Source organism: Desulfovibrio sp. OH1186_COT-070, from assembly GCF_003860215.1.
Lineage (GTDB): Bacteria > Desulfobacterota > Desulfovibrionia > Desulfovibrionales > Desulfovibrionaceae > Desulfovibrio.
Map to the genome: position 1 here is coordinate 1 of NZ_RQYH01000024.1, position 15,369 is coordinate 15,369.

The following is a 15,369-nucleotide window of genomic DNA, read 5'->3' on the forward strand; positions in this document are numbered from 1 at the left end:
TGCGACCCGATACGCGAAAAATGCAGCCTCATTCTTGGCCGCTATTCAGATCAGATGTATCTTTTTATGGGCCTCAATCTCGTGACGACACTATCTAGGGAAGGTTGCAGGGCATCATGCATATTCCGATGCGGGATGCTGATCTGGGATGCCTTGCTGCGCGCAGCAGCCTGGGCGGTAAATCCAGTTTGCCTTCAAATTTTACTCCTGCTTTCGGAGAACAAGATGTGCAAAATCCCTGAAAGAATCGCCACTCCGCGTATCTGCCCCTTCCAGAAGGTTGAAGAAGCAATTGGGGATTTCATTCAGCCCAAGATTTTTTTTGATACATGGCGCACACCCCTTGTCGTGCATGGTGGGGTGCAGGGGGCATTTCATGTTCGTACAGGAGCAGAATTCGCTGAGATTGTTCATGTATTTCCTCCTCGCTGATGTATCGGCCCCCACCGGCAGCAGGCCAGCGGGGGACTGACGGTACCGACTCATGTGCGGTTCAAACCGTGGCTGTCCGGCCAAGGGGGACAGAGATCCAGAATCTCGGCGAGGCGCGGCATGGAAATGCCGCGCAACATCATGCCATGCAAGGAGATTCCAAACCTGAATCGCCATACCACACTCTTTTTTGAGACGCTATCCCTGATTTCCGGACACGTTTTTCAAAAACGCGCAAACAGGCGCAACGCAAGGCGGTTTCCTGCGGATGCGGCGAAGCACTTTGCCGTGATGGCTTGCAAATGCTGGTGGGGGTGGCGGCTCCGGACCAGATCGTCCGCCATACAGGAGAGCATGGGGGAACCGGCCCCCCGATCGAGAAAATTGCCCTGATGCTTGAGCACAGCAACAGCAGCAATTTCTCCAAGGCATTCCGCAGGTATTACGGCCAATCTCCGCGGGAGTTTGTGGTTGGGCGATGAATGCCCCTGCCTGCACACTCGGGCATCCTCCGGCCGCAGCCTGGAAGCCGCTGTTCCTACTGCCTGGGCGTGCCTGCGCGCGCGGCCAGACGCAAAAAACGCTCCGCAAGCAGATCCGGAGCCAGCATGCTTTTGGCCTGGACGGATGTTTGCACCGTGCCGGAAACTTCCATGGGGCGGCTGGCATCGGCCTTGCCGAGTTCCTCTTCCATGGCGTCGCGCAGACGCCGGAACGAGGCTTCCACTTCCGGATAGGCATTGTCCGCGCGCCAGGGCAGACGCAGGGTGCGCGTCCACGAATGCCCCTTGTGCGAAGGAGCTTCCAGCACATGAAAGACCGTGGGACAGTATCCTTCCGCGCGCTCGAACAGGCTGGGATAGCAGTATTCCTGCCGCTCCTCCTCCGGTTTGGGGATGGTGGAAACAATGCGCACTTCCGGCAGGGCCAGAGCCTTTTCGTGCTCCTCAAGGCGCACCACATAGGAAAGCGTTGGGCGCAGATTGCCGCGTTTCTTGGTAATGCTCCATTCGATCCGCATGCTTGCCTCCGTACTGCGCGGTTTCAGGAAAACATTTCCCCGGAACGGGGAACAAGGCTGACCACACGCCCGAAAGGCGGCGGCTGGGGATCGGGCGCGCTGCACATCCAGAGCACGGGGTATTCCGGCTCTTCCGGATATCTGGTGCATTCCAGATCCGTAAACCAGATGAGGCAGGCAGGGTGCGGGCCTTCTTCCGCAATATGGCGGCACACGGGCCTGAAATCCGTGCCGCCCCCGCCCACCGGGCTGAGCCGGACAGGCATGTCCGTGCGGGTGAACGTGCAGGTTTTCTGCACTTTCGTATCGTGAAAGAGTACCGTCAGGGTGGTGTCAAAGGCTTCCAGCACCGTGGAAAGCTCGGCACAGAACATGCCCAGCGCCTTTTCGTCCACCGAGCCGGAGCAGTCCACGGCCAGAGCCACATTTTCCAGGCAGGATTCGCGGCGCGAGGGCAGATAGATATTCTGGTACACATAGCGCCGGTTGGGCGTGATCCAGGTGTAGTCGCTGCGGGCGCACTCTTCCAGAAACTGCCGCAGCAGGGCGCGCCAATCCAGTTGCGGACGCCACTCCCGCCCGAGCAGGCGCGTCAGCCCGGCCGGGACACTGCCCATGTGCGCCGCGCGCTGCAAAGCCTGACTGACGGCAATGTCCACGCTCTGCTCCGCTTCCCTGCGCGCTGCTTCGTCACGCGGATCGCGGGCGTCCGGATGGTCGCGCACCTCCCCGGCAAAACTCTCCCCGGATTCCCTGTTTCCGGCTCCGCGCCGCGCAACGGCGCGGTTGCCCGCGGCTTCGCTTTTTTCTCCCTTGCGGCTTTGCCGGGGATCGTCCCGGCCAAAACGCGCGTTCGCCGCAGAACCCGGCGACCGGCCGCCGCCCTGTTGCGCGCCAACACCCCCGGACTCCCCGGCTTCCTGCGCGGCAAAACTCTTGCGGGCACCGTGGTTTGTCGGCCCTTCCCGCAAAGCCGTGAGCGCCTCATACACTTCATCGGCAGTGAGCCCGGCATAGGCCGGATTGTGGGCAAAGCCGCCGGGCAGCGTGAAGCCCGATTCCTGCAAGACATGGTTGACCACAAAATCGCAGGCCCGGTTCCAGAGTTTTTCTTCCCGGTTTTTGCGCCGCAGATGGTGCCCCAGCGCCAGATGGAGCACCTCATGGGCCAGAGCGCCCTCCAATGCCCTGGGCGGCATGGCGCGGGCAAAGGCGGGATTGAAGCCCAGCGTGCGTCCGTCGGTCCAGAGGTCCGCACAGGCCGGATCAGCGCAAAAGCGCAGCCGCAAGGCCAGGGAGCCAAAAAAAGGGTGCTCCATGACCAGAGCGGCTCTGGCCCGCACAAGGGCCGCAGCCGCTTCCTGCGCAAAACCGCCGGGCACGGGGGAAGACGCGTCGCCAGCCATGACTACAGCAGCACCTCCGCATGGTGCTGCGCCCAGCGGGCAAAGGCGGGCGTGTGCACCACCTCCGTATTCTGGCACACGGCATCGCGCATGAGCAGCACGCCGAACTCCGCGGGCAGGCGCTCCGCATAGGCGGCCAGCGCGTCCATGGTTTCCGCTCCCGCGCGCAGGCTCAATGCCTCACAAGTGGCGTAGAGGGCGGCAGGCTCTTCCGGCACGGCGGCCTCCGTGGGCGCGGCGAGGATGGAATCCACTGTGGGCAGCTCCCGCCATATGGACAAAAAGCCCATGAATTCCGCGGCCGCCGCCTCTCCCACAGTGCCCTGAAAAAGCTCATATTCCACGTCACGCTCCGGCCCGGCGTCCAGCATGCGCGAAACAAATTCCCACGACCGGGGCGAGGCAAAGGCTTTTTCCTGCCGCTGCGGGTCAAAATCGTGCAGCAGGCGGGGGCGAAAACGCAGAAATGCGCAAACTTCCGGCCTGATGGAGGCCTCTTGCGCCCAGAAAAGCCAGTCGTCCAGGCTGGCTTCAAACTCCAGATGCACCATGCGGTTTGCCAGAGCCGAAGGCATGCGCCAGGAGACGGCCTTGTCTTTCTCCCGGTTGCCTGCGGCCACGACAGCCCAGCCGTCGGGCAGGCGGTATTCGCCGATGGCGCGGTCAAGGATGAGCTGGTAGCAGGCGGCCTGCACCAGCGGCGGGGCGGCATTGAGCTCGTCCAGAAAAATGATGCCCCTTGCCGGAGCGTCCGCCCCCGGCAAAAACGACGGAGGGCACCAGACAGCGCGGCCATCATCACTCAGGCGGGGCAGCCCGCGCAGATCCACAGGGTCCAGCAGCACGGCGCGGATATCGCGCAGGGCATAGCCTTCGCGGGCCGCAACCCGGGCCACAACCTGACTCTTGCCCACTCCGGGCGGCCCCCAGAGAAAGACAGGCTGGCGGATGGCAATGAGTGTTTGCAGGGCAGAAACAATCCGGGATGGCGTCATGCACAACCTCTTGCTGGACGTTGGGTGAAAAAGGGCAGGCCGTTTTTTGCGCGCAGATGAAAGAAATTCCGTCCGGCGTCATTTTTTCCGCGTTTTGCCAATGCGCGCCGGATTTTGCCCACAGACGGAGAATTTTTGTCTACACAAAAAGAAAATGAATGTCAATTTTATACAAATACCGGGAGTTTCACGCTTCCAATAAAATCTGCGTTTCAACCATAAAAAATTCAAAACGAATTTTTCAGAAAATCATCACAAAGGTGAATGTCTCCAAATCCCCCCAGGCTGCGCCAAAAAAATTTGCCCTCCCCACGACTTGTGCGGTTTTTCTTTTTCTTTTTTTTCTGTTATGGAATCCGCAAGATGCGCCGCACTTGCAGCGCCAAAGGAGGGTTTTTATGGGAACATCCCGCAATGGCCCGCAGCTCAAATGGCTGGCGGGAGGAATTGCGGCAGGCATGGTGCTGCTGGGTGTGATGGCCTGGGCCATGACAGTCACGGACGCACGGCCGTTCTGCTCCTCATGTCATATCATGCAGGAAGCGGCCGTTACTCACAAAACCGGCACCCATGCCCGCCTTGCGTGCAACGAATGTCACGCGCCCCACAATCTGCTGGCAAAGTTGCCCTTCAAAGCGCAGGAGGGGCTGCGCGATGTGGTGGGCAACCTTACGGGCAAGGACATTCCGCGCCCGCTCAGCATGCGCACCAGAGACGTGGTCAACGCCAACTGCATGGCCTGCCATGCCCAGACCAACATCAATGTGGCCAGCATGGACGCAAAGCCCTACTGCGTCGATTGCCACCGCAGCGTGGCCCATATGCGCACCAAGCCCATGAGCACAAGGATGGTAGCCCATGACTAACAGAATATTTTCCTTCGCTTTTTGTGTGGCCGCGCTGTCCACAGTCCTTCTGGCGGCCGGCTGTCAGGACGTTTCCACCGAGCTTGCGCCGCCCACCTACAAAACGGGCATTCCCGATACGGAACTCCGCTTCACGCCGTTCAAAAAAGAATTTCCCCGCGAGTACGCCTCGTACATGAAAAACAACGAAGACACGGTGATGACGGAATACAAGGGCTCTGTGCCTTTTCACAAGAACGACGGCGTCAATCCCCTGCCCAAGGGCTTCAAGCACGCCCAGCCCTATCTCAAAAATCTCTGGCTGGGCTATCCCTTCATGTACGAATACAACGAAACCCGCGGTCATACCCATGCCATTGACGATTTTCTGCACATTGACCGCATCAACCGTTTTTCCTCTGACGGCAAGGGCAATATGCCGGCCACCTGTTGGAACTGCAAAACGCCCAGGATGATGGAATGGATCAGGGAATACGGCGACGATTTCTGGGCCAAGGACGTGAACGAATTCCGCGGCAAGGACAAGATCAACGCCATGGAGGAAAGCATCAGTTGCGCCACCTGCCATGATCCGGCCACCATGGAACTGCGCCTGTATTCGGAACCCCTCAGGGACTGGCTCAAGCGCAGCGGCCAGGACTGGAAGACCATCCCGCGCAACACCAAGCGCACCCTTGTCTGTGCCCAGTGCCATGTGGAATACTATTTTGCCCACAAGGACAATGCCCCCGACAAAAAGCCCATATTCCCCTGGGACAAGGGCTTTGGGCCGGAAGAAATCTACCAGTACTACAAGGAGCACGGCCCCAAGGGGGCTGACGGCAAGTCCGGCCCCTTTACGGACTGGGTGCACGCCGCTTCCAAGGTCAACATGATCAAGATGCAGCATCCGGACTTTGAAACCTTCCAGGACGGCCCGCACGGCGCGGCGGGCGTGGCCTGCGCCGACTGCCACATGCAGTATGTGCGCGATGACGGCAAAAAGGTTTCCAGCCACTGGCTGACCTCTCCGCTCAAGGATCCCGAAATGCGCGCCTGCCGTCAGTGCCATGCCGACAAGACGCCGGAATTTCTGCGCGAGCGCGTGCTCTACACGCAAAAGCGCACCTACCAGCAACTGCTGGCGGCGCAGGAAATGTCTGTCAAGGCGCACGAGGCTGTGCGGCTGGCCAATGCCCACACGGGCGACAGGGCTCCGAACTACGACGCGCTCATGGAAGAAGCGCGGGATATGGTGCGCAAGGGGCAGATTTTCTGGGATTATGTTTCCGCAGAAAACAGCTTCGGCTTCCACAACCCGGCCAAGAGCCTGCACACGCTGGGCAAGTCCGCGGAATTCAGCCAGAGGGCCGTGGATCTGGCCACCCAGGCGACCATGTTTGCCATTGCTCCGGCTCTGGCCAGGGATATCAAGGAAACCGTGCCTCCCATTCTGGAACTGAGCCGGGCAAAGCAGCAGGATGCCAGGTTCCTGGAGCAGCATCCCTGGACAAAGCTTTTGCCTGTTCTGCCGCCCAACAAGCAGACGTGGGACGGCCAGGCCTTCACCCCGCCCAGCGCACCCTCCATGTAGGAGAGTGATTCCTTTGCCCGCCATGCCGGGCATGGCGGGCAAAGGGCAGACAACAACAAATAGCACACGCTGCGCCCTGACGCCTCTCCGGCCCGGGGCGCAGCGCAATTTTGGCATCATTACTGCATATAGTTTGTGACGGCTGCCGACATTTTGACAGCATGTGCAACTTCATGCAGGTAGTGCCATGAACCGTGCCCACTCCTTCCCTCTTGCTCTCGTGCTCCTCTGCTCCTTTGTGCTGGGCGGCTGCGGCGTTTTTCATCGCCCAGACAACGGCCCCACCCCGGAAGCCGCGCACAGGCTGGTGCGCACCGCCTATGACCAGATGGGCACCAGATACCGTTCGGGCGGCGCTTCGCCGGGCAAGGGCTTTGACTGCTCCGGCCTCATCTGGTGGACATACAAACAGCACGGGCTGCGCATTCCCCGCGTCACGGCAGATCAGGCAAAAGCAGGGCACAGAGTTGCGGCGGCCCACGCCCGCCCCGGCGATATCGTGGTCTTTCGCACGGGTTCCAGCCCCCGTGGGTTGCACACCGGCATCTATGCCGGGGGCGACAGTTTTATCCACAGCCCCAGCGCAGGCAAAAAAGTCAGCATGGCCAGCATGAAGTCTCCCTACTGGCGGGATCGACTTGTGAGCGTGCGGCGCATTTTGCCGTAAGCCACACCACATACGTTGCCCGTTGCCCCCTGCCTTGGGGCTGGCACGCCCTCTTGCCCGCCGACCGCAATGATTTTGGCCGCAGTTTCCCCCATACAGCGCAATGCGCGCGCAGCGTGCAGCCAGCCCGACTTTTTTGCAGGGGAGACATGCGCCCTTGTCATGATTTTTTGAAAAATTTTCTTGAATTTCCTTGAAAAAAGGCCGGGAAATTCCGGCCTTGCAGTGGTTGATACCTGTTCGAGAATGCCTTTTAGATTTTGTTCGCATCAATGCCGCACGCCTTGGCAACGCCAGCGCCATAGGCCGGGTCTGCCTTGGCACAGTTGCGGATGTGGCGAAGCTGGATTTCTTCCGGCACGCCATTGAGTGCGCGGGCAGTGTTGTCAAAGAGTACCTGTTTCTGTTCGTCGGTCATAATACGGAAGAGCGCGCCGGGCTGCTCAAAATAGTCTGCGTCATCGCAGGGATAGTCCCAGCGGGCGGCGTCACCGCTGATTTTCAACGGGGGTTCGCTGAAATCCGGCTGTTCTGCCCATGCCCCATCGCTGTTGGGCTCATAGGGGGTGTGCCCACCGTAATTGCCATCCACGCGCATGGCGCCGTCACGATGGTAGCTGTGGAATGGGCAGCGCGCCTTGTTGACGGGAATAAGATGGTGGTTCACGCCAAGGCGGTAGCGCTGCGCATCGCCGTATGAAAACAGGCGGCCCTGCAACATTTTGTCTGGCGACAGGCCAATACCGGGCACAAGGTTAGCCGGATTGAACGCCGACTGCTCCACTTCCGCAAAATAGTTTTCGGGATTGCGGTTCAGCTCAAGAATGCCGACCTCAATCAGCGGGTATTCCTTGTGATACCAGACTTTTGTCAGGTCAAAGGGGTGGTAGGGCAATTTTTCAGCGTCCATTTCTGGCATGATTTGCACGCACATCTTCCAGCGCGGGAAATCGCCCCTTTCGATGCTTTCATACAAATCGCGCTGGTGGCTTTCCCTGTCACGGCCGATAAGCTCTTGGGCTTCGGCGTCGGTAAGATTTTTGATTCCCTGCTGGGATTTGAGGTGGAATTTGACCCAGAAGCGTTCGTTTTTGGCATTGATGAAACTGAAGGTGTGGCTGCCAAAACCGTGCATGTGGCGATAGGTGGCAGGCAGGCCGCGGTCACTCATGACGATTGTGACCTGATGCAACGCTTCGGGCAGAAGGGTCCAGAAGTCCCAGTTGTTGCGGGCGTTGTGCATGTTGGTGCGGGGGTCACGCTTGACCACGTGGTTGAGGTCGGGAAATTTCAGGGGATCACGAAGGAAAAAGACAGGGGTATTGTTGCCCACGAGATCCCAGTTGCCTTGGTCTGTGTAGAATTTGACGGCAAAGCCGCGAATGTCGCGCTCGGCGTCAGCGGCACCGCGCTCGCCTGCCACTGTGGAAAAGCGGACAAAGAGGTCGGTTTTCTTGCCAATTTTTGAGAAGATGGAAGCCTTGGTGTAGGCAGTGATATCGCCGGTCACGGTAAACGTGCCGTAAGCGCCGGATCCCTTGGCGTGCATGCGCCTTTCGGGAATGACTTCCCGGTCAAAATGGGCGAGTTTTTCCTGAAACCAGGTATCCTGCAAAAGCATGGGGCCGCGCGGCCCGGCTGTCATGGCGTGGTTGTTGTTGGAAACGGGGGCACCGTTGTTGAACGTCAGTTTGTTGCTCATACGTTTTCTCCTTACAGCTTGGCTGCACGCGCATATGCAGCAGTTTGGGGAGGGGGCATGACGCCCTGCGCATTTGCCGTGAGTACTCATTATCAGGAGTTATTCTTGATATCAAGCAAAGGGTATAAAAAACCCGTGCGCGCAATCCGTACACGGGCTGTATGCATTGCAAAAGTGAACTGGTTTGACTTGACCTGAGAGTAGCCCCTTGAAAAGGGAAGGGAACTCCATTTTGATGGCAGTGCAAACAACCCATCAACCGGGCATGATGCCCAAGGAGTTCCCAATGGAAAGTTTTAACCAAAGTGTTATCAAGCACAAGACCGGACTTCTCCCGCACTACTTGCCATTGTCTTTTTTTTACAGTATCTCTAAAAATCAACACAATTACCTTGTTGTCCTGCCGCCACGGGCCTTGCCTGATGCCGCGCAGAAAACCGGCAAGCTGCTCAGGAGTTCATATGGCACGCAAGCCGACTTCCGCAGAAGGCCTGCTCAGCATTGCGGACATATCCCGCCATTTTTCCCTGCCCGAGTCCACAACGCGCTATTACTGCAAACGCTTTGCGGCCTTCATTCCCAGCGTGGGGGAAGGGCGCAGGCGAAGATACCGCCCGGAAACACTGGATGTCATCCTCACCATTCTGGAAGAGATGCAAAAATCCCGCACGGCCTCCGCGGTGGAAGACACCCTGCTGGGCCTGTTTCCGCGCAATGCGCTTGCTGTTTCCGGCCCGACACTCCCCTCTCCGTCCCCGGCCCCGCAGGAGTTTTTTTCCGCACCGGCCCTGCAACTTCTTGAGCGCCAAACCACGGCCCTGGAAGGCATTGCCCGCCTGTTGCAGACTTTTCTGGAAAAATTGCCCGCCCCTGCCCAGGAAGGCACAGAAGTTTCCTCCCTGCGCAATGAAGTTGACGCCCTGCGCATTTTGCTGGATTCTTCGGAAAAAACGCAACAAGCGGATCTGGAGCAGTTGCGGCAATGGATGGGCAAAGTCATCCGCACCCGCAACGCCCCTCCGCCCGCGGACTGACGGCCGTAAAAAACGGGCTTTTCCCTTGGGGAAAAGCCCGTCCTAGTGCCACGCCTTGCGGACTTTGCGCCGCCCACGCCGCGCAGTATCTGAACAAAAAGACACGGACATGACTCGCTTTACGGCGCGGCCAAGCCTCAACCTGCCCGCAATTTCCGGGATTGCTGACTTTGCCCGCAAGATGCAAACGGGGCATTTCCGCAAGAGAAAAACCCCGCTTTCAGGTATGGTCGGGACTACCGGCTTCCCTTGGTTTCCAGCGCCTTTTGCACTGCGCTTCGGAACAGATCCAGCGGCAATGCCCCCCGCACCACAATATTGTTGACGAGAAAATAGGGTGTGCCCTCAATGCCCAGCTTTCTGGCATCCTGCAGGTCTTCCTTCAGAATGTCGCCCACCTTTTTGCCGCGCAAATCCCGGCTCAGGCGTTTCATGTCCACGCCCAAGCCTTCGGCAGCGTTTTTCAGGTATTCCTCTCCTTCGGCCACAAGCCGCTCCCTGTCGGCAAAAAGCTTGCGGTACAGAGCCCATGCCTTGCTCTCGTCCTGCTGGGACACTGCCACAAAATAGGCGGAAGCAAGATTGCTGACGCCTTTTTCCTCCAGGGGAAGATTTTTGAAGACAAGGCTGACATCCTTGCCGAATTCCCGCAAAAGGCTGTCCACAACTTCGGAAGCCTGCTGGCAAAAATGGCAGGTAAAGTCCGAAAAGGCCACAATGCGCACCCTGGCGCTGGCAGACCCCAGAACCGGCCTGCCCTCCAGACGAACGTCCTTGACTGTCTTGATATCTTCGTCCCACTGTTTTTCCAGACTGCGCTTCCGGCGCAGATTGGAACCCTGCTGGGCGATATCCAGAACCGCCTCGCTGTTTTTGCGCAAAACATCCAGCACAATATCCGGCCTGTCACGCAGCACCTTCTGCAAGGCTTTGGCCAGGGCTTCGTCCGACAGCGATTCACTGCGCGCCTCAAAGCCCGGCGCGCCCAAGAGCATTGTGGCGGCCACAAAGCCTCCGGCCACCGCCTTTTTCAGATTTTTTTTCCACACACCCATCACATTGCTTCCTTTTTCTTCTTGGGTCACAGACCGACATTTTTTCTGTGTTGCGTGCGGCAGCAAGAGAGAGCGACATGCCGACCCTGCCTGCATACTGTTCGCATCAAGGCTTGTATCCTCTCTTTTTTCCTGAATCAAGCCAACTTTTGGGGCAACGGCTTCCGACCGGACAGACTTTTCGCTGCTCCCCGCCATCTCCTGTGCCCGAAATGCACGGCTCTGCGCTGGCAGGCGACAAAGGGTGCGGGCATACCGCAGAACAAGGGCCGCCTGCAATGACAGGAAGCCTGCACACAGGCAGCTGCGCGAAAAACAGTGCCCCCTGCCCCACCATGTTTTCTGTTTTTTGTCGTCCCCGCAAAAAGGCGACCGCCATAAGTGCATACCGAAAAAACTGCCCGATACGCGCAAAAGCAATCCCGAAAATTGCGGCGCGAACAGCGCACATTCCGGAAAATGCGGGTTCACCACCACTCTTGCGCCCCCTTGCTGCCCTGTGACACAGCTTGACGGGATACTCCACTCCCTATACAAACAGCACATCAGCCAATGTTTCACGTGAAACAAAAGCGCCGCACAACAGGGAGAACCCTGTGCCCAAAGCCTCCAGCGCCCCCTGCCCCGCAGGCGGAAAAAACCGCAAAAGGCAGAAGGCAGCGCGGGCAGCAAAAGACGTACGGTTCTGCGCCAAAGCAGCGCACGGGTTCACAGCAAAGACTCGCAGGAGGTTTTCATGGCGCGCATTATCTCCATTGCCAACCAGAAGGGAGGCGTGGGCAAAACAACCACTGCCATCAACCTTTCCGCGGCACTGGCCGTCATGGAAAAAAAAGTGCTTCTGGTGGACTGTGACCCCCAGGCCAACAGCACCAGCGGGTTGGGACTTTCCCAGGAAAATCTGCACGGCGACCTGTACAGCACCTTCTACACTCCGGAAAGCGTGCGCCAGAGCGTTGCCAACTCACGTTCACCCTATCTGGACATTCTGCCCGCAAGCACCAATCTTGTGGCAGTGGAGCTGGAACTGGTGGACAAAATGGCGCGGGAATTCTATCTGGCGGAATGCCTCAAGAGCCTGCATGCCGACTACGAATACATCATCCTGGACTGCCCGCCTTCACTGGGCCTGCTCACCCTCAACGCGCTGTGCGCCGCGCGGGAACTGCTCATTCCTCTCCAGTGCGAATTTTTTGCCCTGGAAGGCATTGTCAAACTTCTGCAAACCTACGAGCAGGTAAAAAAGAGGCTGAATCCGGAACTGTCCCTTCTGGGTGTGGTTTTGACCATGTACGACACGCGCAACCGCCTGACGCGGGAAGTCAAAAACGAAGTCCGGCGCTGTTTCCCGGATCATCTGTTTGAAACCGTCATCCCGCGCAATGTGCGTCTTTCCGAAGCTCCCAGCCACGGCAAATCCATCATACATTATGATATCAAGTCCAAAGGGGCTGACGCCTATCTGGGACTTGCCAAGGAAGTTGTGCTGCGCAGACCCGGCAAAAGAAATGCGGTGCTTCAGTAGCCGCGCAGCGCGCAGGAGAGGCTCTCATTGGCCCTGCCCCCATGCTGGATTCTCACAGCGCACACAGGAGAACGCACGCCCTGGACGAAAATGCGGCAACCGATGGAGGATTCCCATGGCGCGCAGAAAACACCCCGTCTGCCCTGCGGCAGGCAAACACTTTCTACGGGGTCGGCGGAGTGTGCTCCAGAGCCACATGGTCACGAAAATGCTTTTGCCGCACCGTGCTGCCGCATTCACGGCAGTGAAAAACCAGCAGGCCGCCGATATTGGCGTTGGTCAGCACAAAGGGCTGCCCTTCAGCCACTCGCCAGTCAGCGCACGAGGCGGCACAGTGAGGGCAGTGTACCGCAGGGTCATAGGCATATTTGAAGTTCCAGAAGTGGAGAAATTCCTCAAAACTCTTGAGAGGGCCGGGCCGCTGCTCCACTGGCGTGGCTGTTGCTTCACGCAAAAGTTTTTTGATCTGTGGCTCCACTTTCTCCCAAAGGGCCCAGGGCAAAAGAACTGCCTCAATGTTGCCGCTGGTGTCCGCAAGGTACCGGATATCATTTTTTGCTGACATACAAATCCTGTGCAGGTGAAAAAGGTTTGCGGAACCGCCCGGAAAAAACCGCGCGGGCAAAAAATATCGCCGCAAGCTTGATGCAAAAGTGCCGTGCCGCCACAGGCTTGTCAACCGGGCAAAAGATGTGCACAAAAAAGTGCGCTGCAAACAGCTCTGCCCGGCACATGCCGCGCGGCGCAGAACCACGCGGCCAGCACCACTAGGAGAAAAAGAATGAACGACAAAAAGCTGGGCAGAGGCCTGGACGCGCTTTTTGTTCCCCCCAAGGCCGGAAGCCAAGCCCCCGGCGACACAAGCATGATGCCCATAGACAAAATGCGCCCCAACCCCGGCCAGCCGCGAAAAACCTTTCAGGATGAAGCCTTGCGGGAGTTGGCCGACTCCATCAAGTCACAGGGCATTATCCAGCCTCTTCTGGTGCGCCCCCTGCCCCGCGAAGACGCCTACCAGATCGTGGCGGGCGAAAGGCGCTGGCGGGCCGCAAAACTCGCGGGCCTTGCCCAGGTTCCCGTTTTTGTGCGCCAGCTCAGCGATGCCGAGGTCATGGCCGCGGCCCTGATCGAAAACCTGCAACGCGAAGACCTCAACCCCATTGAAGAAGCCGAAGCCTTGCAGTCCTTGCGGGAGTCCCTGAGCCTGACACAGGACGAACTGGCCGGACGCCTGGGCAAGAGCCGCTCCGCCGTGGCCAATGCCCTGCGCCTCTTGCAGCTGAGCACTGCCGCGCGCAAAGACATGCAGGAAGGACGCCTGAGCGCGGGGCACGGCCGTTGCCTGCTGGGCATTGATTCGGCAGAAGCCGCAGAAAAGCTGCGCCTGCGCATCCACAGCCACTGCCTCACCGTGCGGGACGCGGAAGAAGCCGCGGCTTTCTGGCGGGGCAACAATGCCCTGCCCTGGGAAAAAGACGACCCCATTTCCTCGCAGGCCCCACCGGCCAGAAGCGGACGCAAAAAAGACGCGCGCCTGCGCGCCCTGCAAAAAAGGCTCAGCGCGGATTTGGGCTGCAAGGTCAGCATCAGCGGCGACGCCAGCAGCGGCCGCATTGCGCTTGCCTATACCAGCAGCAACGAGCTGCAAAGCCTGCTGGAACGGCTGGGCGTGCCCCCACAGGAAAATGGACAATAGATCCGCACCGGCCAGTCGCGCCCCGAGTGCCCATCTGGGCAAGGCGGCCCGCCTGCGGCCCACGGCCCGCAACCTTGCCCTCAAGGCCCTGCTGCTGCTGGACACGGGCCTGACTGTCCAGCAGGCGCTGGCCCGTGTGCTTGCTGCCCCGCAGCCCGGACGCCCAAAAGATGCAGGCCCGCAGGAGCTTACCCCTGCGGAGCGCAACCTCTGCTCCGAACTCGCCTACGGTTGCCTGCGTCACGAAATCCGCATTGCGTTTGTTCTGGAGCAGGTTCTGTCCAGGCCGCATTCCCTGCCGCGCCCCATGTTTCTTGTGCTTTCCCTTGCGGTATATGGCCTGCTGTTCCAGGAAAAAGTGCCCGACCATGCCTGTGTGCACCAGGCGGTGGAAAGCGTGCGCTCGCTCTACGGCACTGCCCTTTCCCGTGTTGCCAATGCCTGCCTGCGCACAGTCCAGCGCAGGCGCGATGATTTTTCAACATACTGTTTTTATAAAGAAAAATTCAATTCCGCCAGCGCGGACAGTCTGTTTTTCTCTCTGCCGGAGTGGATTGTCGAACTCTGGAATACGGCCTACGGCGCGGACGCCGCCCGGCTTCTTTTGCAACGCTCCCTGCAACGCCCCTGGTCCGCATTGCGGATCAATGCAACCCGCGGGGAAGCCCGCGCCCTGCACGCACATTTTCTGGCCCGGGGAGAATCCGTGGGCCCGTGGGGCGTCGCTTTTGCTCCGGGCGGCCTGCCCTCCCAAATCCTCCACCGCGATCTGCGCCAGTGGGAAGAAAGCGGGGATGTGAGCTTTCAGGCCGCAGGTTCCCAGACCATTCTGGATCAGCTTGGTCTGCGCCTCTGGCAGGGGCCGGTGTGGGATGCCTGTGCGGGATTTGGCGGCAAAACAGCCGCCCTGCTGGAATGGGGGCAAAATGTCCGCCTGGCCACAGACGCAAGCCTCTCCCGCCTCCGCGCCCTGCCGGGCCAATGCCGCCGCCTGGGCCTGCCCGCGCCCGCCATCGCCCTTGCAGACGCACGACGCCCTCCCCTATGCCGCTGGGAGGGGAACATTCTTCTGGACGTTCCCTGCTCCGGTCTGGGCGTTCTGGCGCGCAGGCCCGACCTGCGCAGGCGCTCCCACGGGGCCGTGGCGGAACTTGCCCGCCTTCAGGCAGCCATGCTCACGCGCGCCGCAAGGCTGCTGCAACCGGGATTTTGCCTTGCCTACATCACCTGCACCCTCAATCCCGCGGAAAACGAAAAAAATATCGAGGCCGCGCTGCGCGCGGACACGGGCCTGCGCCTGGAGCGGCAGTGGCAGACCGACCACGCGCATCCCTGGCTGGAAGGCATGTACGGCGCTGTGCTGCGCCGCGTCTGAACGTTTCCGGACTGTCTGAGCG

The 15,369-nt window shown here is 59.4% G+C and carries 15 protein-coding genes and 1 pseudogene; 9 read left to right on the forward strand and 7 right to left on the reverse strand.

The features are described 5' to 3' along the window. Positions 1–85: pseudogene (locus EII23_RS08400) on the forward strand (IS5/IS1182 family transposase); the annotation flags it as partial. A 116-nt stretch (positions 86–201) separates the two neighbouring features. On the opposite strand, the gene EII23_RS13585 reads toward EII23_RS08400, so the two are convergent. Beyond that, positions 202–609, reverse strand: coding sequence for a DUF6485 family protein (locus tag EII23_RS13585; RefSeq protein WP_311768155.1), 408 nt, complete (start codon positions 607–609; stop codon positions 202–204). Between the two features lie 215 nt (positions 610–824). On the opposite strand from EII23_RS13585, the gene EII23_RS13640 reads away from it, so the two are divergent. Beyond that, positions 825–914 carry an AraC family transcriptional regulator gene (locus EII23_RS13640; RefSeq protein ID WP_409360233.1) on the forward strand — a complete coding sequence of 30 codons (90 nt, stop codon included), beginning with the start codon at positions 825–827 and terminating at the stop codon, positions 912–914. A gap of 56 nt (positions 915–970) precedes the next feature. On the opposite strand, the gene EII23_RS08415 is transcribed toward EII23_RS13640, so the two are convergent. From EII23_RS08415 to EII23_RS08425, 3 genes are read right to left on the reverse strand one after another with little or no spacing between them, the layout of a single operon-like run. Further along, positions 971–1,453 (reverse strand): hypothetical protein, encoded by a 483-nt coding sequence (locus EII23_RS08415; protein WP_124792942.1) that lies wholly within the window; start codon positions 1,451–1,453, stop codon positions 971–973. Positions 1,454–1,476: 23 nt separating this feature from the next. Next, on the reverse strand, positions 1,477–2,859 hold the full coding sequence (locus EII23_RS08420; RefSeq protein WP_124792943.1) for a DUF2201 family putative metallopeptidase: 1,383 nt from the start codon (positions 2,857–2,859) through the stop codon (positions 1,477–1,479). Positions 2,860–2,861: 2 nt separating this feature from the next. Beyond that, positions 2,862–3,854 carry an AAA family ATPase gene (locus EII23_RS08425; RefSeq protein WP_124792944.1) on the reverse strand — a complete coding sequence of 331 codons (993 nt, stop codon included), beginning with the start codon at positions 3,852–3,854 and terminating at the stop codon, positions 2,862–2,864. Positions 3,855–4,252: 398 nt separating this feature from the next. On the opposite strand from EII23_RS08425, the gene EII23_RS08430 reads away from it, so the two are divergent. The 3 genes from EII23_RS08430 to EII23_RS08440 all read left to right on the forward strand — a co-directional run bounded on the left by EII23_RS08430 (position 4,253) and on the right by EII23_RS08440 (position 6,960). Continuing rightward, positions 4,253–4,720, forward strand: coding sequence for a NapC/NirT family cytochrome c (locus EII23_RS08430; RefSeq protein WP_124792945.1), 468 nt, complete (start codon positions 4,253–4,255; stop codon positions 4,718–4,720). Next, a complete protein-coding gene (locus EII23_RS08435) occupies positions 4,713–6,293 on the forward strand; it encodes an ammonia-forming cytochrome c nitrite reductase subunit c552 (RefSeq protein ID WP_124792946.1) in 1,581 nt (526 codons plus the stop codon). The genes EII23_RS08430 and EII23_RS08435 overlap by 8 nt, the downstream gene beginning before the upstream one ends. Before the next feature lie 187 nt (positions 6,294–6,480). Then, the gene (locus EII23_RS08440; RefSeq protein WP_124792947.1) at positions 6,481–6,960 is read left to right on the forward strand and encodes a C40 family peptidase; all 480 of its coding nucleotides are present in this window, start codon (positions 6,481–6,483) and stop codon (positions 6,958–6,960) included. 253 nt (positions 6,961–7,213) lie between these two features. On the opposite strand, the gene EII23_RS08445 is transcribed toward EII23_RS08440, so the two are convergent. After that, positions 7,214–8,662 carry a catalase gene (locus tag EII23_RS08445; RefSeq protein ID WP_124792948.1) on the reverse strand — a complete coding sequence of 483 codons (1,449 nt, stop codon included), beginning with the start codon at positions 8,660–8,662 and terminating at the stop codon, positions 7,214–7,216. Positions 8,663–9,123: 461 nt separating this feature from the next. Between EII23_RS08445 and EII23_RS08450 the strand changes: the two genes are divergently transcribed. Next, positions 9,124–9,696 (forward strand): MerR family transcriptional regulator, encoded by a 573-nt coding sequence (locus EII23_RS08450; protein WP_124792949.1) that lies wholly within the window; start codon positions 9,124–9,126, stop codon positions 9,694–9,696. A 236-nt stretch (positions 9,697–9,932) separates the two neighbouring features. Here EII23_RS08450 and EII23_RS08455 read toward each other — a convergent pair whose 3' ends face one another. Beyond that, positions 9,933–10,751, reverse strand: a complete 819-nt coding sequence (locus EII23_RS08455) for a DsbA family protein (RefSeq protein ID WP_185702344.1) — start codon at positions 10,749–10,751, stop codon at positions 9,933–9,935. 736 nt (positions 10,752–11,487) lie between these two features. Here EII23_RS08455 and EII23_RS08460 point away from each other — a divergent pair. Beyond that, positions 11,488–12,276 (forward strand): ParA family protein, encoded by a 789-nt coding sequence (locus EII23_RS08460; protein WP_124792950.1) that lies wholly within the window; start codon positions 11,488–11,490, stop codon positions 12,274–12,276. Between the two features lie 163 nt (positions 12,277–12,439). Here EII23_RS08460 and EII23_RS08465 read toward each other — a convergent pair whose 3' ends face one another. After that, complete coding sequence (locus tag EII23_RS08465; protein ID WP_124792951.1) at positions 12,440–12,841, reverse strand: hypothetical protein; 402 nt, start codon at positions 12,839–12,841, stop codon at positions 12,440–12,442. 216 nt (positions 12,842–13,057) lie between these two features. On the opposite strand from EII23_RS08465, the gene EII23_RS08470 reads away from it, so the two are divergent. Then, positions 13,058–13,972 carry a ParB/RepB/Spo0J family partition protein gene (locus EII23_RS08470; protein WP_124792952.1) on the forward strand — a complete coding sequence of 305 codons (915 nt, stop codon included), beginning with the start codon at positions 13,058–13,060 and terminating at the stop codon, positions 13,970–13,972. Continuing rightward, positions 13,962–15,347 carry an RsmB/NOP family class I SAM-dependent RNA methyltransferase gene (locus EII23_RS08475; protein ID WP_124792953.1) on the forward strand — a complete coding sequence of 462 codons (1,386 nt, stop codon included), beginning with the start codon at positions 13,962–13,964 and terminating at the stop codon, positions 15,345–15,347. Before EII23_RS08470 ends, EII23_RS08475 begins: the two co-directional genes overlap by 11 nt. The last annotated feature ends 22 nt before the right edge of the window (positions 15,348–15,369 follow it).